The organism is Microbacterium sp. GXF6406 (genome assembly GCF_054798215.1).
This window is the reverse complement of sequence record NZ_JBSJZH010000007.1, coordinates 94,611-113,115: the sequence shown is the minus strand read 5'-3', so window position 1 is coordinate 113,115 and position 18,505 is coordinate 94,611. Positions and strand designations below refer to the sequence as shown.

General features: G+C 67.2%; 19 protein-coding genes, 1 tRNA gene and 1 pseudogene. 16 read left to right on the top strand and 5 right to left on the bottom strand.

Going from position 1 to position 18,505, the window contains the following annotated elements:
- Positions 1-7 precede the first annotated feature (7 nt).
- The 9 genes and pseudogenes from ACWAUG_RS06295 (at position 8) to ACWAUG_RS06255 (ending at position 8,143) form a co-directional block, all read left to right on the top strand.
- Positions 8-1,027, top strand: coding sequence for a PhoH family protein (locus ACWAUG_RS06295; RefSeq protein WP_298038450.1), 1,020 nt, complete (start codon positions 8-10; stop codon positions 1,025-1,027).
- Positions 1,021-1,482 (top strand): rRNA maturation RNase YbeY, encoded by a 462-nt coding sequence (gene ybeY, locus ACWAUG_RS06290; RefSeq protein WP_298038448.1) that lies wholly within the window; start codon positions 1,021-1,023, stop codon positions 1,480-1,482. The genes ACWAUG_RS06295 and ybeY overlap by 7 nt, the downstream gene beginning before the upstream one ends.
- Positions 1,479-2,759 (top strand): hemolysin family protein, encoded by a 1,281-nt coding sequence (locus tag ACWAUG_RS06285; RefSeq protein ID WP_460801853.1) that lies wholly within the window; start codon positions 1,479-1,481, stop codon positions 2,757-2,759. Before ybeY ends, ACWAUG_RS06285 begins: the two co-directional genes overlap by 4 nt.
- Positions 2,749-3,645, top strand: a complete 897-nt coding sequence (era, locus tag ACWAUG_RS06280) for a GTPase Era (RefSeq protein ID WP_298038380.1) — start codon at positions 2,749-2,751, stop codon at positions 3,643-3,645. The genes ACWAUG_RS06285 and era overlap by 11 nt, the downstream gene beginning before the upstream one ends.
- Positions 3,603-3,926 (top strand): annotated as a pseudogene (locus ACWAUG_RS06275) (alcohol dehydrogenase catalytic domain-containing protein); the annotation flags it as partial. The gene era and the pseudogene ACWAUG_RS06275, both read left to right, overlap by 43 nt.
- A 184-nt stretch (positions 3,927-4,110) precedes the next feature.
- Positions 4,111-4,572, top strand: a complete 462-nt coding sequence (locus tag ACWAUG_RS06270) for a zinc-binding dehydrogenase (RefSeq protein WP_298038377.1) — start codon at positions 4,111-4,113, stop codon at positions 4,570-4,572.
- A 179-nt stretch (positions 4,573-4,751) separates the two neighbouring features.
- Complete coding sequence (gene leuA / locus ACWAUG_RS06265) at positions 4,752-6,506, top strand: 2-isopropylmalate synthase (RefSeq protein WP_298038375.1); 1,755 nt, start codon at positions 4,752-4,754, stop codon at positions 6,504-6,506.
- Positions 6,507-6,605: 99 nt separating this feature from the next.
- On the top strand, positions 6,606-7,349 hold the full coding sequence (gene recO, locus ACWAUG_RS06260) for a DNA repair protein RecO (RefSeq protein ID WP_460801852.1): 744 nt from the start codon (positions 6,606-6,608) through the stop codon (positions 7,347-7,349).
- A complete protein-coding gene (locus tag ACWAUG_RS06255) occupies positions 7,346-8,143 on the top strand; it encodes an isoprenyl transferase (RefSeq protein ID WP_298038370.1) in 798 nt (265 codons plus the stop codon). Before recO ends, ACWAUG_RS06255 begins: the two co-directional genes overlap by 4 nt.
- A gap of 7 nt (positions 8,144-8,150) precedes the next feature.
- Here the strand turns inward: ACWAUG_RS06255 and ACWAUG_RS06250 are convergent, their stop codons facing one another.
- Positions 8,151-8,702, bottom strand: a complete 552-nt coding sequence (locus ACWAUG_RS06250) for a P-loop NTPase family protein (RefSeq protein WP_298038367.1) — start codon at positions 8,700-8,702, stop codon at positions 8,151-8,153.
- Between the two features lie 53 nt (positions 8,703-8,755).
- On the opposite strand from ACWAUG_RS06250, the gene ACWAUG_RS06245 reads away from it, so the two are divergent.
- A complete protein-coding gene (locus tag ACWAUG_RS06245; RefSeq protein WP_298038366.1) occupies positions 8,756-9,430 on the top strand; it encodes a DsbA family oxidoreductase in 675 nt (224 codons plus the stop codon).
- A 12-nt stretch (positions 9,431-9,442) separates the two neighbouring features.
- Here the strand turns inward: ACWAUG_RS06245 and ACWAUG_RS06240 are convergent, their stop codons facing one another.
- Positions 9,443-9,937: a glutathione peroxidase gene (locus tag ACWAUG_RS06240; RefSeq protein WP_298038363.1), complete on the bottom strand. Its 495-nt coding sequence runs from the start codon at positions 9,935-9,937 to the stop codon at positions 9,443-9,445.
- A 60-nt stretch (positions 9,938-9,997) separates the two neighbouring features.
- On the opposite strand from ACWAUG_RS06240, the gene dusB reads away from it, so the two are divergent.
- The 5 genes from dusB (at position 9,998) to ACWAUG_RS06215 (ending at position 15,367) form a co-directional block, all read left to right on the top strand.
- On the top strand, positions 9,998-11,152 hold the full coding sequence (gene dusB / locus ACWAUG_RS06235; RefSeq protein WP_460801851.1) for a tRNA dihydrouridine synthase DusB: 1,155 nt from the start codon (positions 9,998-10,000) through the stop codon (positions 11,150-11,152).
- The gene (locus tag ACWAUG_RS06230) at positions 11,142-12,524 is read left to right on the top strand and encodes a deoxyguanosinetriphosphate triphosphohydrolase (RefSeq protein WP_298038359.1); all 1,383 of its coding nucleotides are present in this window, start codon (positions 11,142-11,144) and stop codon (positions 12,522-12,524) included. The genes dusB and ACWAUG_RS06230 overlap by 11 nt, the downstream gene beginning before the upstream one ends.
- On the top strand, positions 12,524-14,383 hold the full coding sequence (gene dnaG, locus ACWAUG_RS06225) for a DNA primase (protein WP_298038358.1): 1,860 nt from the start codon (positions 12,524-12,526) through the stop codon (positions 14,381-14,383). Before ACWAUG_RS06230 ends, dnaG begins: the two co-directional genes overlap by 1 nt.
- A gap of 37 nt (positions 14,384-14,420) precedes the next feature.
- Positions 14,421-15,197 (top strand): ATP-binding cassette domain-containing protein, encoded by a 777-nt coding sequence (locus tag ACWAUG_RS06220; protein ID WP_298038356.1) that lies wholly within the window; start codon positions 14,421-14,423, stop codon positions 15,195-15,197.
- Between the two features lie 97 nt (positions 15,198-15,294).
- Positions 15,295-15,367, top strand: a tRNA-Asn gene (locus ACWAUG_RS06215).
- Positions 15,368-15,480: 113 nt separating this feature from the next.
- Here ACWAUG_RS06215 and ACWAUG_RS06210 read toward each other — a convergent pair.
- Positions 15,481-16,011 carry a septum formation family protein gene (locus ACWAUG_RS06210; protein WP_298041079.1) on the bottom strand — a complete coding sequence of 177 codons (531 nt, stop codon included), beginning with the start codon at positions 16,009-16,011 and terminating at the stop codon, positions 15,481-15,483.
- 57 nt (positions 16,012-16,068) lie between these two features.
- Positions 16,069-16,635 (bottom strand): peptide deformylase, encoded by a 567-nt coding sequence (def, locus tag ACWAUG_RS06205; RefSeq protein WP_298041077.1) that lies wholly within the window; start codon positions 16,633-16,635, stop codon positions 16,069-16,071.
- Positions 16,636-16,696: 61 nt separating this feature from the next.
- On the opposite strand from def, the gene ACWAUG_RS06200 reads away from it, so the two are divergent.
- Positions 16,697-17,725, top strand: a complete 1,029-nt coding sequence (locus ACWAUG_RS06200; protein WP_298041088.1) for a DMT family transporter — start codon at positions 16,697-16,699, stop codon at positions 17,723-17,725.
- On the opposite strand, the gene pgl is transcribed toward ACWAUG_RS06200, so the two are convergent.
- Positions 17,719-18,501: a 6-phosphogluconolactonase gene (gene pgl, locus ACWAUG_RS06195; RefSeq protein ID WP_298041074.1), complete on the bottom strand. Its 783-nt coding sequence runs from the start codon at positions 18,499-18,501 to the stop codon at positions 17,719-17,721. The genes ACWAUG_RS06200 and pgl overlap by 7 nt on opposite strands.
- Positions 18,502-18,505 lie beyond the last annotated feature (4 nt).

The window sequence follows — 18,505 nt, the reverse complement described above, 5'->3', positions numbered from 1 at the left end:
TGTCGCCATGGTGCAGCTGCTCGGACCGCAGGACCGCCTTCTCCGCATGCTCGAGAAGGAGCATCCCGCGGTGCAGGTCCTCGTCCGCGGCAATGAGATCACCCTCACGGGTGAGCCGGAACCCGTGCGCTCCGCGAAGAGACTCGTCGAGGAACTCATGACCATGACCCGCGACGGCGTCGATCTCGCCCCCGGAGACGTCGAGAACTCGGCTCGGATGCTGCGCCGGGACGAGGGTCCGCGTCCGAGCGAGGTGCTCGGCGAAGCGATCCTGTCGACCCGCGGCCGGGTCATCCGCCCGAAGACGCTCGGCCAGAAGGATTACGTCGACGCGATCGAGGAGAACACGGTCGTGTTCGGCATCGGTCCCGCCGGCACGGGCAAGACCTACCTCGCGATGGCGAAGGCCGTGCAGGCGCTGCAGCGCAAAGAGGTCACCCGCATCATCCTCACGCGCCCGGCGGTCGAGGCGGGCGAGCGGCTCGGGTTCCTTCCCGGCACCCTCACCGACAAGATCGACCCCTATCTGCGACCGCTGTACGACGCGCTCAACGAGATGATGGACCCCGACATCGTGCCGCGGCTCATGGCCAGCGGCACGATCGAGGTCGCCCCGCTCGCGTACATGCGCGGGCGCACACTGAACGACTCCTTCGTCGTGCTCGACGAGGCGCAGAACACGACGCCCGAGCAGATGAAGATGTTCCTCACCCGCCTCGGCTTCGGTACGAAGATGGTGGTCACCGGCGATATCACCCAGGTCGACCTGCCCCAGGGTGCATCCGGTCTGCGCCTGGTGACCCGGGTGCTGAAAGACATCGAAGACATCCACTTCGCCCGGCTCACCAGCGATGACGTCGTCCGCCATTCCCTGGTCGGGCGCATCGTCGACGCCTACAGCGAGTATGACGAGCAGCGCACGGTTGCCCGCCACGAGCGCGAGCAGGCCCGAGAATTCGCCAACCGTGCCGACCGACGAGCCGGTATGCCGCGCGATCGGCAGCCGAGACGAGGACACTCATCATGATCGAGATCAACAACGAATCCGCCATCGACGTCGACGAGACGGTGCTGCAGCGCCTCACCGACTTCAACCTCGCCCAGTTGCACGTCAGCCCGGATGCCGAAGTGGCGATCGTCCTCGTCGACGAGGGTGCCATGGAGGCCCTGCACGTGCAGTGGATGGACGAGCCCGGCCCCACTGATGTGCTCAGCTTCCCCATGGACGAGCTGCGTCCGGGAACCGAAGACCGCCCGACCCCTCCGGGACTGCTCGGCGATATCGTGCTATGCCCCCAGGTCGCCGAGACCCAGGCGCAGGCCGCCGGACACACCCTGATGGACGAATTGATCCTGCTCACCACGCACGGACTGCTCCACCTGCTCGGGTACGACCACGCGGAACCCGATGAGGAGCGTGAGATGTTCGGCCTGCAGAAGGAGCTGATCCTCGGCTTCGCACAGGCCGAACGCACCCGATGACCGAGATCCTCCTCATCGTCGCCGCCATCCTCCTGGTGGCATTCGGCGGGCTCAGCGCCGCCATCGACGCAGCCTACGGCGTGACCTCGCGAGCCGACCTGGAAGAGATGGCCGGCGAGGGGCGCAATGCGAAGGCGCTCAAGCGCATCTGCGAAGACCTCGATGCCCACGTCAATGCGGTGTCATTCATCCGCGTGCTCGTCGAGGTCACCGCAGCCGTGCTCGTCACCGCCGCGTTCACGATCATGTTCGAGAGCATCTGGTGGGCGATGCTCGCCGCCGCGATCCTCATGACCGGCATCACCTTCGTTCTCGTCGGTGCCAGCCCGCGCTCCTTCGGCCGTCGTCGTGCCGAGGGGATGATCCGGGGCACGGCCTCGATCGTGCGGGGGCTCCGACTCATCCTGGGCCCCCTCGCCCAGGGCCTGGTCGTGATCGGCAACCGTGTCACGCCCGGCACGGGCCGCAGTTCGTTCGCCAGCGAGGACCAGCTGCTCAGCATGGTCGACGAAGCGGCGTCCAACGACCTGATCGAAGAGGACGACCGCGACCTCATCCACTCCGTCTTCGACTTCACGGACCAGTTCGTGCGCGCCGTGATGGTCCCGCGCACCGACATGGTCACCGTCGATGCCGAGGCGACGATGGATGAGGCCATGTCCCTGTTCCTCAATCGCGGCGTCTCCCGGGTGCCGGTGGTCGACGATGAGGCCGACGACGTGGTCGGCGTGCTGTATCTGAAGGACCTCGTGCAGTTCGCATATCGGGATGAGACCGCCTGGCGCGGAGCATCCATCCGCTCGATCTCGCGACCGGCGACATTCGTGCCGGAGTCCATGCGCGCGGAGACCCTTCTGCAGCAGATGAAGCGCGACGCCGTTCACGTGTGCCTGGTGGTCAACGAGCACGGCGGCATCGCGGGTCTCGTCACTCTGGAGGATCTGATCGAGGAGCTCGTCGGCGAGATCTCCGATGAGTACGACCGTGCCGCTGCCGAGGTCGTCGATCTCGGCGACGGCCGCTACCGGGTCAGCGCCCGCCTGTCGCTGGACGACGTGGGAGACCTGTTCGGCATCGACCTCGACGATGAGGACGTGGACTCGATCGGCGGGCTGCTCGGAAAAGCTGTCGACCAGATCCCGCAGCCCGGGGTCACGGCGACGATCGACGGACTGGTCCTGACCGGCGGTGCTTCGCGCGGCCGCGGACGGGGAATCGCCACGGTATTCGTGGAGCGCGCCGCGGGCGCAGCAGAGGAGACAGACGATGACCGATGAGAACCGCAGCGGATTCGCGACCTTCGTGGGGCGGCCGAACGTCGGCAAGTCCACGTTGACGAATGCCCTGGTCGGCGAGAAGATCGCGATCACGAGCGAGAAGCCGCAGACCACCCGTCGTGCGATCCGTGGGATCGTCAACCGGCCAAGCGGTCAGCTCGTGCTCGTCGATACACCCGGCATCCACAAGCCGCGAACGCTTCTCGGCGAGCGACTCAACGACCTCGTCGAGCAGGTGCTCGGCGACGTCGATGTGATCGGTTTCTGCGTACCGGCGACGGAGAAGGTCGGCCCCGGCGATCGCCGTATCGCCGCATCGCTCGACGGCTACGGCCGTGCGAAGAAGATCGCGATCGTGACGAAGACCGATGCCGCGGACCGCGACCAGATCACGGAGCGCCTCATGGAGGTCGACTCCCTGCGCGAGGACTGGGCCGCGGTCATCCCGCTGTCCGCCCTCACCCGCGTGCAGCTGGATGTGCTCACCGACGAGATGCTGGCGCTCATGCCCGCAGGGCCGGCGCTCTACCCGGACGACATCACGACGGACGAGTCCACCGAGGACCGCATCGCCGAGATGATCCGCGAAGCAGCGCTCGAGGGCGTTCGCGACGAGCTGCCGCACTCGATCGCCGTCGTCGTGGATGACATCGCCGAGCGCGAGGACAGCGACCTCACGGATGTTCACGCCTCGATCGTCGTCGAGCGGGACAGCCAGAAGGCCATCATCATCGGGCGCAAGGGATCGCGCCTGAAGCATGTCGGCGCGGAGGCCCGAACCGGTATCGAGGAGCTGCTCGGCACGCGGGTGTTCCTGAAACTGCACGTGAAGGTCGCCAAGGAGTGGCAGCGCGACCCGAAGCAGCTCGGACGCCTCGGGTTCTGAGCGTGGCGCAGCGCTGGGTCGCCGAGCACTGGGGATCGTACGAGGACTGGCGTCTCGTCGAGCATCCGGTGCCGGCTCCGGCGGCGGGGGAGGTCACGGTGCGCGTGCGCGCCGCCGGGATCAACCCCGCAGACCACAAGCACGTCGCCGCCGCCCGACCGGGCGCCGTCCTGCCCGTCGCGATCGGCTATGAGATCTCGGGCGAGATCGTCGCGATCGGCCCGGACACGACGATCGGCTCGGGGCCCGCGGCGATCGGCGATGAGGTCATCGCCTTCCGAGTGCAGGGCGGTTACGCCGACGAGGTGACGATCCCCGCGTCGAAGGCGTTCGCGAAGCCCGCATCTCTGCCGCACGCCGCCGCGGCGAACCTGCTGCTGGCGGGCACGACGGCCGCCGATCAGCGGGGCGGCCGCGGGGGAGACGATCCTCCTGCACGGCGCATCCGGCGCCGTCGGTATCAGCGTGTTGCAGCAGGCACGACGGCGCGGCATCCGCGTCATCGGCACCGCGAGCGCGGCGCGCTTCGACGAGGTGCGCCGGTTCGGCGGCATCCCGGTCTCGTACGGCGCGGCGCTGGAAGATCGCGTGCGCGCGGTGACGGATGCCCCCATCGTCGTGGCCCTCGACACGGTCGGCACGTCGGATGCCGTCGACGCATCGCTCGAGCTCGTCGAGGACCTGCGGAGGATCGTGACGGTCGCCGCACCCGCGCGCGCCGCTGCCGACGGCTTCCGGGCGATCGCCGGATCGCAGCCCGAGAGCGCGGCCTTCCGCGACAGCATCCGCGCGGATCTCATCGCCCTCGCCGGTGCGGGGGAGCTCGAGGTGCCGATCGCGGGCATATTCCCGCTCGCTGAGGCGATCGCCGCTACCCGCATGCTCGCGACCGGGCACGCCGGCGGCAAGTTCGCACTCATCCCGTAGCCCGCCGACCCGGCACCCCGTTGATTTGGCGACCCGCGCGCTGACGGGTGTACTCTGAACGCATGCCATTCGGCGGTCTGCTTCTTCTTAGCTGCCGCGACGAGTCCTGAGAGCAAGGGCCTTCCTCGTCGCGGCGCTTGTGTTGGCCCGATCATCCTGACGAAGAGAAGAAGCCCATCATGCAGAACACCCAGCGCCCCTCGACGATGCCGGTGCACAAGTACCGTCCGTACCACGAGCAGATCGTGGTCGACATCCCCGACCGCACATGGCCCGCGAAGCGGATCACCGAGGCACCCCGCTGGTGCGCGGTCGACCTCCGCGACGGCAACCAGGCCCTCATCGACCCGATGTCGCCCGAGCGCAAGCGCGTCATGTTCGACCTGCTCGTGGGCATGGGATACAAGGAGATCGAGGTCGGATTCCCCTCCGCTTCCCAGACGGACTTCGACTTCGTCCGTCACCTGATCGACGACGGCGCCATCCCGGATGACGTGACGATCCAGGTTCTGACCCAGGCCCGTGAGCACCTCATCGCCCGCACCTACGAGGCCATCGCCGGTGCGAAGCAGGCGATCGTTCACCTGTACAACTCCACGAGCGTGCTGCAGCGCGAGGTCGTCTTCCGCACCGACAAGCAGGGCATCATCGACATCGCCCTCGAGGGTGTGCGCCTGTGCAAGCAGTATGAGGCGACGATCCCCGAGACGCGGGTCTTCTACGAGTACTCGCCCGAGAGCTACACCGGCACCGAGCTGGAGTTCGCCCTCGACGTCTGCAACCAGGTGATCGAGGCCTTCGGCCCGACGCCCGAGCGCAAGGTCATCATCAACCTGCCGGCGACGGTCGAGATGGCCACTCCCAACGTCTACGCCGACTCGATCGAGTGGATGAGCCGCCGCCTGGCCCACCGCGAGAACGTCATCCTGTCGCTGCACCCGCACAACGACCGCGGCACCGGCGTCGCCGCGGCCGAGCTCGGCTACATGGCGGGTGCGGATCGCATCGAGGGATGCCTGTTCGGCAACGGCGAGCGCACCGGCAACGTCGACCTCGTCGCGCTGGGCATCAACATGTTCACGCAGGGCATCGACCCGCAGATCGACTTCAGCGACATCGACCAGGTCAAGCGCACCGTCGAGTACTGCAACCAGCTGCCCGTCCCCGAGCGCAGCCCGTGGGCCGGCGATCTCGTGTTCACGGCGTTCAGCGGATCGCACCAGGATGCCATCAAGAAGGGCTTCGAGGCGATGGAGGCCCGCGCGGTCACCGAGGGCAAGACCATCGATGAGATCGAATGGGCCGTGCCGTACCTGCCAGTCGACCCGAAGGACCTGGGCCGCTCCTACGAGGCGGTCATCCGCGTGAACTCTCAGTCCGGCAAGGGTGGCGTCGCCTATCTGCTGAAGACCGACCACAACTTGGATCTGCCCCGCAAACTCCAGATCGAATTCTCGGGCGTCGTGCAGTCCACGACCGACTCCGAGGGCGGAGAGGTCACCAGCGAGCAGATCTGGACCATCTTCACGGATGAGTATCTGCCCGCCGACGACGCCGAGGCGAAGTGGGGGCGGTTCGAGCTGCTGGGCACGCAGACCCGCAGCGACATGTCGGGCGAGGTCGTCCTGGATGCTGTTGTGCGCGACGGTGACGAGGAGCGCTCGGTGACCGCGCAGGGCAACGGTCCCGTCGCCGCCTTCGTGGAGGTGCTGCGCGGTCAGGGCTTCGACATCACGGTCTACGACTACGTCGAGCACGCGCTCAGCTCCGGCGGCGACGCGCAGGCCGCGGCCTACGTCGAGCTGCAGGTCGACGACCAGCGCCTGTGGGGCGTCGGCATCGACGGCGACATCTCCACCGCGAGCCTCAAGGCGATCGTCTCGGGAGTGAACCGGGCGATCCGCACGCGGCAGACGCAGCTGGCGGCCGTCTGATCCGTCGCGTTCGAAGCGGCCTCCGCGATGTGCGGAGGCCGCTTCTGCCTCGCCCGAGCCTGTGCGCGTTTTCCCATTCCGGCGGAGGATAATCGAACCGTGCCCACCTATCGAGACGAAGCGGTGATCCTGCGCACCCATAAACTCGGTGAGGCGGATCGCATCGTCACCATGCTCTCGCGGCGCAATGGCAAGATCCGTGCGGTCGCGAAGGGCGTGCGACGCACCTCGTCGAAGTTCGGCTCACGGCTCGAGCCGTTCATGGTCGCCGATGTGCAGTTGTACCAGGGCCGATCTCTCGACATCGTCCAGCAGGCCGAGACCCTCGGCTCCTACGGCAGCGAGATCGCCGTGCACTACGAGCGCTTCACCGCAGCGAGCGCCATGGTCGAGACCGCCGACCGGCTCAACGACGCGGAGGCGACGCCCGAGCAGTACCTGCTGCTCGTCGGCGGCCTGCGCGCGCTCTCCCGTGGCGATCACGCGGCGCGCAGCATCCTCGACTCCTACCTGCTGCGCGTCATGGCGCTGTCAGGATGGGCGCCGTCGCTCGGCGACTGCGCCCGGTGCGGGGCGCCAGGCCCGCACACCCACTTCGTCGGCCAGCTGGGCGGTCTCGTCTGCACGTCGTGCGCCCCGGCCGGCAGCCCGAAGATCGCCGACGGCACGATTCGCCTGCTGCGATCTCTGATCCGCGGTGAGTGGGGTGCGATCGATGCCGCCTCGCCGTCGGACACCGCCGCAGCATCCGGCCTCGTCTCCGCGTATGCGCAGTACCACCTGGAGCGCGGCATCCGCTCGCTCGCCCATGTCTCCGACCCGTCCCGAGAGGCGATCCGTTGAGCCCCCAGCCCTACACGCACAAGGATGCCGTTGCCTACCGCCCGCTGGATTGGACGGGGATCCACCCGCCGGTCTTCGCGAAGGTGCCCGAGCACGTCGCGATCGTCATGGACGGCAACGGCCGCTGGGCGAATAAGCGCGGCTTCAACCGCATCGAGGGCCACAAGGCCGGGGAAGAGGTGCTGCTCGACGTCGTCGCCGGAGCAATCCAAGCGGGCGTCAAGCACCTCAGCGTCTACGCGTTCTCCACCGAGAACTGGGCGCGCTCTCCCGAAGAGGTGCGGTTCCTCATGGGGTACAACCGTGACGTGCTGCACCGCCGTCGCGACCAGCTCAACGAGTGGGGCGTGCGGGTGCGCTGGGCGGGCCGCAAGCCGCGCCTGTGGGGCTCGGTCATCAAAGAGCTGCAGTATGCGGAGGAGCTCACGAAGGGCAACGATACGTTGACGCTCACCATGTGCGTCAACTACGGCGGACGCATCGAGCTCGTCGACGCCATGCGCTCGATCGCCGCGGACGTCGCCGCCGGCAAGGTCAAGCCGAACGCCATCAGCGAGAAGATGATCCGCCGTAATCTCTACGTGCCCGACATGCCCGACGTCGACCTGTTCCTGCGGTCATCGGGCGAGCAGCGCACGTCGAACTTCCTGCTCTGGCAGTCGGCCTACGCCGAGATGGTCTTCCTGGACACGCTCTGGCCCGACTTCTCCCGCGAGGAGCTGTGGCGCGCGATCGAGGTCTACGTCTCGCGCGACCGCCGCTTCGGTGGCGCGATCGATAAGCCCGCCGTCTGACCCGCCCTCAGCGCAGCCAGCGGGAGGCTTCGCGCGGATGGCGGAAGCGGACGACTGTCAGGTGCGGATAGAACTCCTGGACGCCGGGCATCCGCTCGTCCCATTTGTGACGGGTGCCTGTTTGCCAGCCCAGGATGTCGTTGTCACCGTTCCAGGCTTCTCGGCTCCACAGCGGTGGTTCGACGTTGCCGTTCCACAGTCTCGTGCGCAGCATCCGCCTCTTCAACGTGCGCGCGATGAGACGCCGGCGCACGATGTGCCACGGGTAGTCCAGCCACACGACGAGGTCCGCGCGCGGTGCGAGGATCGAATCGGCGCCCTTCGACGTGTACTGCCACTCGGTCACCCAACGATCCGTCGCCGCGAATGCGCGCACGTCGTGGAGGAACTCCGGTCGGACGGTCCAGTCGGGCCCGTGGTGCAGGGCGTCGATCTCGTGGTGCACGAGGCCGAAGCGATCGGCGATGCGCCGTGCCAGCGTGGTCTTCCCCGCGCCGGTGACACCGGCGATCAGCACACGCTGCGGGGCCGAGGGGAGCACGTTTCCGGAAGTGAGCATCCGAAGATGCTACCAACGGAATATTCCGCGTCATGATGCGCTTGAATCATGATGTGACTGAACCCATCTCCATCGATATCTGGTCCGACATCGCCTGCCCGTGGTGCTTCATCGGCAAGCGCAATCTCGAGAAGGGTCTCGAAGCGATCGCCGCCGATGAGGATGCCCCGCAGGTGACCATCACCTTCCACTCGTTCGAGCTCTCTCCCGATACCCCGGTCGATTATCCGGGAACGCAGGTCGATTTCCTCATCGAGCGCAAGGGCATGAGCCGTGAGCAGATCGAGCAGATGCTCGAGCAGGTCACCGGCGTCGCGAGGAACGCCGGGCTCGAGTACCGTTTCGATCTGCTGCAGTATACCAACACCGTCAAGGCCCACGAGCTGCTGCACCATGCAAAGGCGAAGGGGCTGCAGCACGAGATGAAGGAGCGCCTCATGACGGCGTACTTCATGGAAGGAAAGCACGTCGGACGCATCGACGATCTCGTCGAGCTCGGTGTCGAGGTCGGTCTCGACGCCGATGAGACGCGTGCCGCCCTTGCGGAGAACACGTACCTGCCGGCCGTCCACCAGGATCAGGCGCAGGCACGTGCCTACGGCATCCAGGGCGTTCCGTTCTTCGTCATCGACGGCCAGTACGGGATCTCGGGCGCTCAGCCCGCATCGACGTTCGAGACCGTCCTGCGCGACCTGTGGGCCAAGCGCGGCGAGAACGCCTCTGCCTGACCCGGAGGCGGATCAGCGGAGCAGGGCGCTCTCGATCGCTTCGACGATCTCGGGGGCGTCCGGCTTCTGCTTCGGACGGAAGCGCTTCACCGATCCGTCGGGAAGAACGAGGAACTTCTCGAAGTTCCACTCGACGCGGCCGGCCTTGCCCGCAGCATCCGGCGTTTGCTTGAGCGCCTTGTAGAGCTCGACGGCGTTTCGGCCGTTGACCTTCACCTTCTCATTCACCGGGAAGGAGACGCCGTAGGTCGTGGAGCAGAACTCGAGGATCTGATCCATGGACCCCGGTTCCTGTCCCATGAACTGGTTCGACGGGAAGCCGATCACGCTGAACCCGCGATCGCCGTAAGCGCGCTGCAGCTGCTCGAGCTGCTCGTACTGCGGGGTGAGCCCGCATTTGGAGGCGACGTTGACCACGAGGATCACATCGGCGCCGACGTCATCCAGGGTCTTCTCGGCTCCCTGAGCATCGGTGAACGGGATCTGGCGCACGGCGGAATCGGTCATATGCACATGCTATGCCGACATGCGGCGCGCGCGGCCGGAGGATGGGAGAATGGGAGGGATATGACTGTTGCTTCTGCTCCCGCGCGCGCGCTGCGCATCGGCCCGATCTCCCTCGACGTGCCCGTGGTCCTGGCCCCCATGGCAGGAATCACGAACACGGCCTTCCGGCGTCTGTGCCGTGAGTACGGTGCGGGCCTGTACGTCAGCGAGATGATCACCTCGCGCGCGCTCGTCGAGCGCAACGAGACGACCATGCGCCTGATCCAGCATCATGAGAGCGAGACGCCCCGGTCGATCCAGCTGTACGGCGTCGACCCGAAGACCATCGCGGATGCTGTGAAGGTCATCGTCGATGAGGATCACGCCGACCACATCGACCTGAACTTCGGATGTCCCGTGCCCAAGGTCACCCGCAAGGGCGGGGGAGCGGCACTGCCGTGGAAGACGAAGCTGTTCGCCGACATCGTCGACCGCGCGGTGAAGGCTGCGGGAGACATCCCGCTGACGGTGAAGATGCGCAAGGGCATCGACCCGGATCATCTGACCTTCCTCGACGCGGGTCGCGCCGCGGAGGATGCCGGGGCCGCGGCCGTGGCACTGCATGCGCGCACGGCCAATGAGTTCTACTCGGGCCACGCCGATTGGAATGCGATCGGCGAGCTCAAGCAGGCGGTGACGAGCATCCCGGTGCTCGGGAACGGCGACATCTGGTCGGGCGAGGACGCGGTGCGGATGATGGCCGAGACCGACTGCGACGGCGTCGTCGTGGGGCGCGGATGCCTCGGCCGCCCGTGGCTGTTCGGCGAGCTGGCGAACGCGTTCGGCGGTCAGGGGCGCGAAGTCGATGCGACGCTCGGCTTCGTCGCCGATGCCTTCCGCCGTCACGCGGAGCTGCTCGTGGAGTTCTTCGACAGCGAGGACCACGGCTGTCGCGACATCCGCAAGCACGTCGCCTGGTACTTCAAGGGCTACCCGGTCGGCAGCGATGTGCGCACGGGACTCGCGACCGCGCAGAGCCTCGCCCACATCGATGATCTTCTCGGCCAGCTCGATCACGACGCACCCTATCCGGGCGCGGATGCCGAGGGGCAGCGCGGTCGCGCGGGCCGGCCGAAGCGGCCGCACCTTCCCGAGGGCTGGTTGGATTCCCAGGAACTCGCGGCGGGAGCCAGTGAGATGATGCGTGGAGCGGAGATCGAGAACAGTGGCGGCTGAGAATTCGACCGGTGCCGAGAACGTGCTGGCCGGTTATGAAGCGCGCGACACGGAACGCTTCTTCAGCGAGAAGCACCGGTCCGAGCGCGATGGCTTCGCACGGGATCGGGCTCGGGTGTTGCATTCCGCAGCGCTGCGGCGCCTGGCGGCGAAGACGCAGGTGCTGAGCCCGGCGAGCACGGCCGACTTCGCTCGCAACCGCCTGACGCATTCACTCGAGGTGGCGCAGGTCGGCCGAGAGCTCGGCGTCGCGCTGGGCGTCTCCGCGGATGTCGTCGACACGGCCTGTCTCAGCCACGATCTCGGACACCCGCCGTTCGGTCACAACGGCGAGCGAGCGCTCAACGACTGGGCCGAGGACATCGGCGGCTTCGAAGGAAACGCGCAGTCGCTGCGCATCCTGACACGGCTCGAGGCCAAGGTGCTCGATGATGAGCAGCACTCCGTCGGGCTCAATCTCACGCGCGCGACGTTGGATGCGACGTGCAAGTACCCGTGGACGGTGGACAGCCCGATGCCCGACCCGGGCGGACGCCTCAAATTCGGCGTCTACCCCGAGGACGAAGAGGTGTTCCGTTGGATGCGCGAGGGTGCTCCTGGGCGCCTGCGGTGCATCGAAGCGGAGATCATGGACCTCTCGGACGACATCGGCTACTCGGTGCACGACTTCGAGGACGCGATCGTCAACGGCTATCTCGATGTCGCGGAACTCTCTGACCCCGCCGAGCACCATGCGCTCGTGGGCCGCATCCAGCAGTGGGTGGGCTACGACTTCACGCGGGAAGAGCTCGCGGATGCGCTGTACCGGCTCACGCGTCAGCCGATGTGGCTGAAGTCCTTCGACCGCTCCCGTCAGGACCTCGCACGCTTGAAGAACCTCACCAGCGACCTGATCGGCCGTTTCGCGCGGGCCGCGGTGACCGCCACCCGCGAGGCCTACAGCGGTCCGTCGCTGGCCCGGTACAACGCCCATGTCATCGTGCCCCGGGTCGTCGAGACCGAGATCGCCGTGCTCAAGGGGATCATGGGACAGGCCATCGTCACGATCGATGCGCGCAAGGGCGTCTACCGGGAGCAGCGCCGCGTTCTCACACGACTGGCCGACGCGCTCTGGTCGACGGACACGCTTTGGACTGCTGGTGCTGATGTGCTCGAACCGGCGTTCGCGGCCGACTTCCTGGCATCCGAGTCCGACGCTCAGCGCGCGCGCGTCGTCGTCGACCAGATCGCCAGCCTCACCGATCAGACGGCGCTCGACTGGCACAGCCGGCTCGTCGGCGACATCGACCCGGCTGAGGTCGGCATCTGGACCCCGCGCACCGCATCCGCGCGCCCGCACGCTCCGGCGCGCGCCCCGGAACCGGTGCGCTGATGCCCCTGATTCGGCAGGCGGATGTCGACGAGGTCAAATCCCGCACCAATATCGCCGATATCGTGGGCGAGCGCGTAGCCCTGAAATCCGCCGGTGTCGGATCGCTCAAGGGCCTCTGCCCGTTCCATGACGAGAAGAGCCCGAGCTTCCACGTGCGCCCCCAGGTGGGGTACTACCACTGCTTCGGCTGCGGAGAGTCCGGCGACGTCTATTCGTTCCTGCGCGAGATGGACCACGTCAGCTTCACGGAGGCGGTCGAGCGTCTTGCCGGCCGCATCGGCTACACACTGCACTACGAAGACGGCGGAGCCGCGCCGGAGACGAGCGGGCGGACACGTCTGTTCGCTGCGAACTCGGCGGCGTCGGAGTACTTCCGCGGGCAGCTGCTCACGGCCGACGCGGAGACCGGACGCCGCTTCCTCGGCGAACGGGGCTTCGACGCCGGCGCCGCCGCGCACTTCGGCGTGGGCTTCGCGCCGCGCGGCTGGGACGGCATGCTCAAGGCCCTCACGGCGCAGGGCTTCACCCGCGACGAGCTTCTCGCCGCGGGACTCGTCTCGCAGGGGCAGCGGGGCGTCTACGATCGCTTCCGCGGCCGCCTGGTGTGGCCGATCCGAGATGTCACGGGGCAGACGATCGGCTTCGGCGCGCGCAAGCTGTTCGACGACGACAAGGGGCCGAAGTACCTGAACACCCCCGAAACGCCGATCTACAAGAAGGCACAGGTTCTCTACGGGCTCGATCTCGCCAAGCGCGACATCTCGCGCGGGGACCCGCGTCGGGTGGTCGTCGTCGAGGGATACACCGATGTGATGGCCTGCCACCTCGCGGGACTCACGACCGCTGTGGCGACCTGCGGCACCGCGTTCGGGGCCGATCACATCAAGGTGCTGCGCCGCGTCATGGGCGATGATTCGGCCTCCGGTGAGGTCGTGTTCACCTTCGACGGAGACGAGGCCGGGCAGAAGGCGGCCCTGCGCGCCTTCACGGAGGACGACCGCTTCAACGCCCAGACGTTCGTCGCTGTGGCGCCCAACGGCCTCGATCCCTGTGATCTGCGCCTGCAGCGCGGCGATGCGGCGGTGCGCAGCCTCATGGACGCCAAGGTTCCCATGTTCGAGTTCGCCATCGATCGAAAGCTCGCGGGGTTCGACCTGGCGACGGTCGAGGGGCAGGTCGGTGCGCTGCGGGCTGCCGCGCCCATCGTCGCGGAGATCCGTGACCGTCTGCTGCGACCGGGATACGAAAGGGTGCTGGCACGACGGCTGGGAATGGATCCCACGGACGTGCGCCGCGAGGTCGAGCGCGCGGCACGCGGGGGCGCGAGCGCCTCGCGCCGCGAAGCGGAACAGCGCCCGGCGGACGATCCCGTCGGGGCGCCGGCGGCCGTCGCCGTCACGATGGCGAGCCTGCCGCGCACCGCGGATGTCGCGATGGAGCGGGGAGCGCTCATGGGCGCGCTACAGTACGGGCATCAGATCGATCAGGCCACGCTCTCGCGGGCTCTTGCGGAGCCTTTCCGGCATCCGGCACTCGAAGCCGTGCGCGAGGTGATCGTGGCGGTTCCGGATCGAACGCGTGTCGGGTGGGCGATGGATGCTGTGAACGCGGTGCGCGAGCCGTACCGCTCGCTCGCCGGTGAACTGCTGATGAGCCCGTTCCCGGCCAAGGACGAAGCCGGAGCCGTGGCATCCACCGCCGATCTCGCCCGCCGGATGATCCTGCGCACGCTCGATCGGGAGAAGAACGAGCTTCTGGCCGCCGTGCAGCGTGTGCCCGCCGATTCCGACGGCGGACGCGCACTGCGCGTGCGTCTGCGCGATCTCGATATCGAGCGTCAGCGGTTCACCGAGTCGTAACCGGTCGGTATACCGCCTTCGGGGGAGGATGGAGGACATGTCTCGCCGCTCTTCCTCCTCCTTCGCCATCGATTGCTCTGATCTGGTGGTGGATCGCATCGGGCATGGACTGCCGACCCGCGCTGTCGATGGCGTCTCGTTCCAGCTGCCTCCGGGGGAGCTCATCTGCGTCGCCGGCCCCACGGGATCCGGAAAGTCCACGCTCGTCGCGGCCCTCGCCGGCTCGACCGATCCGTCGGTGAAGATCGTCGGCGGACGGGCAGAGGTCTGTGGCGTCAACGTGCGCAAGCCGGGTCGCCGGCACCGTGAGCTCACCTATCAGACCGGATTCATCCCGCAGGGGGCCGGGGCGGGTCTTCCGCCGACGCTGACGGTCGGCGAGGTCATCGCCGAGCCCATTCTCATCCGTGAGAAGCGCGTGAACACCAAGGCCCTGTCGATCCGGGTGGCGACGCTGCTCGATGAGATGCATTTGCCGCTGGGCACCGCCGATAGGTTCCCGTACGAGCTCAGCGCGGGTATGCGCCAGCGCGTCGGCATCGCTCGGGCGTTCGTGCTCGAACCGTCGGTGCTGATCGCGGATGAGCCGCTCGCGAACCTCGACCTCGAGGTGCGCCCGGTCGTCTTCGACGCGATTACCCGGCGCCGCAAGGAGCAGGGGATGGGGGCCCTCCTCGTCACGAATGACGCGGCGTTCATCCGCGAGCTCAATGCCGAGACGCTCATGCTGCGCGGTGGCCACGTCGTCGCGCGGGGCGTTGGAAAAGACCTTCTCTGGGTGCCGAACGCCGAGGCTGATTCGCGCAGCCGCTGACCGCCAGCGGCGACACGCCCGAGGAGGCCCCTCGATGTGACGAGGAGGCCTGGAGGTTTGCTAAGCTAGAGGAGTTGCCTCTACTGCGAGGAAATAATCCCCGATAGCTCAATTGGCAGAGCAGCCGGCTGTTAACCGGCAGGTTGTTGGTTCGAGTCCAACTCGGGGAGCAGATGAGAAGAAGGCCCCGTCGAAAGACGGGGCCTTCTTCATTTCCCGACCACCGGACAAGAAGGAAGGCCCCGCCCGTGGGACGGAGCCTTCCTTCAGAACGCGGTGCGCGTCAGCGTGCGACGCCGGCGAGCGATCCGACGACATCGACCAGCGAACTGCCGGTCGCGTCGACCTCGACGATGATGCACTGGATCAGGCGGTCATCCGAGCCGTTCCAGCTCTGCTCCGTCGGCTCGAACCAGGTGTAGTCGAGCGTCGATTCCTCCCAGGCGAGCCCCACGAAGCCGTCGAAAGCGGTCTGGCATCCGTCGACGCCCAGCGGCTCGATGGCCTCGGTGCCGGGGAACTCGCCATCCGCAAGCTCGAACTCGTGGTAGACCTCGTAGGGGTGCGGCTCCGAGCAGGGGACCACCGGCGCACTGGCGGTTTCATCGCCCGTCATGCCGGACTCGGAGAGGCAGTCGCCGACCTGCAGCGCGAAGATGTCGATCTCGGAGCTCTCGGTTACGTTTCCGGCGTCATCGCGCTGCGTATCGGCACCCGCGATCGAATCGAGCATTCCGCAGCCCGTGAGCGAGGCGACGAGAAGGGAAGCGGTGCCGGCCGTCGCCAGGGCACGCCGAATACGGGAGTTGTTCATAGTGGGGATTTTCCTCGGGTAACTGTGAGCGGCGAACGAAGAGCGCCGCTGTCAACCCTATCCCTCGAGGTCGTCGACTCCCGGCAGCCAGCTGGCGCCAGGACGCCCCCAGCCGCGCTTGCGCGCGATCTTCTGCGTCGTCTTCCAATCGCTGTCCGACAGCCGATCGATGTAGAGGATGCCGTCGAGGTGATCGAACTCGTGCTGGAGAATGCGCGCACGCCAGCCATCGACCTCGATCTCCACCGGCTCACCGTCGAGGTCGGTGCCGATCACACGTACACGATCTGAGCGTCGGAGTGCGAAGCGCTCGCCCGGGAAGGACAGGCACCCCTCGGACTCGTCATCCGGATCGGGGGAGCCGGGCTCCGTCGGGATCATCCACAGCGTCGGGTTGATGAGCACGCCCCGCCACGGACGGTCATCATCGTCGACATAGGAGTACGTGAAGATGCGCAGGCCGACACCCACCTGAGGGGCCGCGAGACCCACACCGGGCGCGGCATCCATCGTCTCGTACATGTCGGCGACGAGCTGACGGATCTCATCGTCGATCTCGGCGACGGCAGATGCGGGGGAGTGCAGGACAGGATCGCCCATGATGCGAATCGGAAGAACAGCCACGCCACAACTCTAATGCGCCGCAGACGCCGGGTAAGGTCGTACTGTGAGCGCAGCCGTCGTGATGTCCGTCGAAGAGGTCGGCGATCAGCTGATCGGCGTGTTCCAGAACCCGGCGCTGCTGCTCGGCATCCCGCTGGCACTCGCCGGTGCCGTCTTCATGTCCTTCGGCGCGCAGTATCAGCACCGGGGCGTCACCAAGGTCGAACGACTCAGCGGCGCAGACGGAACGAGCGGGTTAAGCGGGGCTCAGCTGAAGCGTCTGCTGACCCGGCCCTCCTGGATCATCGGCACCCTGATGCTCGGACTGGCGATCGTCTGCCAGCTCGCCGCGATCTCGATGGCGCCGCTCACCGTGGTTCAGCCTCTCGGAGCGATCGCTCTCGTCGTGACGACGTTGCTCAACGCGCACGTCTCCGGTCACGCACCGACGAAACGCTCGCTCACCGCCCTCATCGCCTGCGTGGGCGGCATATTCGTCTTCGTCGCCGTGGCGGCGCTCTACGCCGTCGAGAGACCGATCGCCGACACAGAGCTTCTCACGATCCTCGCGATCCTCCTCGTCGTGATCATCGTGCTCGGAGGGGGCTGGCTGGTGCTTCGACACCGCATGCGCGCACTCTTCTACGTGATCGGTGCCGGCATCCTCTACGGATTCGTCGCCACGCTCGCCAAGGCCATCATCAAAAGGTTCCAGGCGGGCGAGTTCGACTGGATCATGATCGTGTGCGTCATCGCCCTGATCGCCGCCAGCGCGGTCGGCGCCTACTTCGTGCAGACGGCCTACAGCTCAGGTCCGCCAGACCTCGTCATCGCCGGTCTCACGGTCGTCGACCCGCTCGTCGCGGTTCTCATCGGAGCAGTCATCCTCGGCGAGACGTCCGCCGCGCCGCCCTGGGCGCTCGTCGTCTTCGGCGTGACGGGGGCCGTCGCGATCTGGGGAGTCATCAGCCTCGCGCGCTACCACCCGCAGGTGATCAACGAGAGCCAGGAACTCGGAATCGTCCGCGGAAGCACGACCGCCGCGGAAACGCCGATGGGATCCGAAACCATCTCGCCGGTTGCGGACCCCATCGACGAAGACGATCAGTAAGCGGGATCGATGAGGTCTTCCGAGACCTCGGAAGCGGCTGCCTGATCCACGAAGAAGACCGTGCGCTTACGCCCCTTCGCCCCGGCAGCCGGCACATTCGTGTAGCTTGCGCCGGCCAGGGCGAGGCCCAGCGCCGAGGCCTTGTCGGCGCCCGTGAGCACCAACCAGACGCGCTTGGACGAATTGATCACCGGGCGGGTGAGCGTCACACGCTCCGCCGGAGGCTTGGGCGAATTGCGAACCGGAAGCGTCGCAGCATCCGTTTCTGTCACCTCGGTGCGGTCCGGGAACAGCGAAGCGATGTGACCATCCGGGCCGACGCCGAGGAAGCACACGGCGAACGACGGCCACGGGTGCTCCTCCGAGCCGAATCGCTCGAGTTCGGCCGCATAGGCTGCGGACGCCTCATCGAGCGTCAGACCGCTGTCCGACGCCGGGATCTCATGCACGTTCTCTGCGGGTACCGGGATATGGTCCAGCAGCGCGGCGCGAGACTGGCCGGCGTTGCGATCGGCGTCAGCCGCCGGGACGAAGCGCTCATCCCCCCACCAGAAGTGCACGAGCGACCAGTCGATCTTCTCGGACTTCGGGTGCTCAGCGACAGCGCGCAGCACCGCCGAGCCCATCGACCCGCCCGTCAGGGCGATATGGGCGATACGCCCGTTGCGCGTACGGGCCCGGACTCGGGTGAGGAAACGATCCGCGACGCGGGATGCGACATCCGCCGGCGTCTGTTCGACGACGACGACCTTCTCGGAGGAAGAGTTCGTGCTCATAGCG